At 51.0% G+C, this 594-nt stretch carries 2 tRNA genes and 1 rRNA gene; all 3 read left to right on the top strand.

The window, feature by feature from the left end:
* The first annotated feature begins 108 nt into the window (after nt 1-108).
* A tRNA-Ile gene (locus tag ACIFQN_RS31995) sits at nt 109-185 on the top strand.
* A 79-nt stretch (nt 186-264) separates the two neighbouring features.
* Nucleotides 265-340, top strand: a tRNA-Ala gene (locus ACIFQN_RS31990).
* A 139-nt stretch (nt 341-479) separates the two neighbouring features.
* A 5S ribosomal RNA gene (rrf, locus tag ACIFQN_RS31985) occupies nt 480-594 on the top strand; the annotation flags it as partial.

Raw genomic sequence — 594 nt, 5'->3', positions numbered from 1 at the left:
ATTCGCTGCTCAGTTTTGAGGGAGCATCAACTCCCTGACGTATATAGATCTTTGAAGCGCCGTTGTATTTGGCCTTTGAAGTAGTACGTCTTTTTTTGTGGAAAGCGAGGGCCTATAGCTCAGTTGGTTAGAGCGCACGCCTGATAAGCGTGAGGTCGGCTGTTCGAGTCAGCCTAGGCCCACCACTAAAATACCCTAAAAAGTGAAGTAAGCCTTCGAAGCTGATTCCGATTACTTTTCGGGGACCCCACAGCAAAAACGTATGGGGCTGTAGCTCAGTTGGGAGAGCGCCTGCCTTGCAAGCAGGAGGTCATCGGTTCGATCCCGTTCAGCTCCACCAATTTCCAAAAATTACAGCTTGAAAGTGAATAAGAAGATATGATACATTATTCTTCGTCACTTTTGAGAAATAGCAATATGGTCGGCTAAAAGCTCCTCGTCCTGAGGAAACGCCGACACTAGCACATCCATGTGCGTCGTCTGGTGATGATGGCGGAGGGGACACACCCGTTCCCATGCCGAACACGGCCGTTAAGCCCTCCAGCGCCGATGGTACTTGCTCCGCAGGGAGCCGGGAGAGTAGGACGTTGCCAG

The sequence above is a fragment of the Brevibacillus sp. NRS-1366 genome (assembly GCF_050467985.1).
Note: the sequence above shows the minus strand (reverse complement) of the source record. Positions and strands in the feature narration are given on the sequence as shown.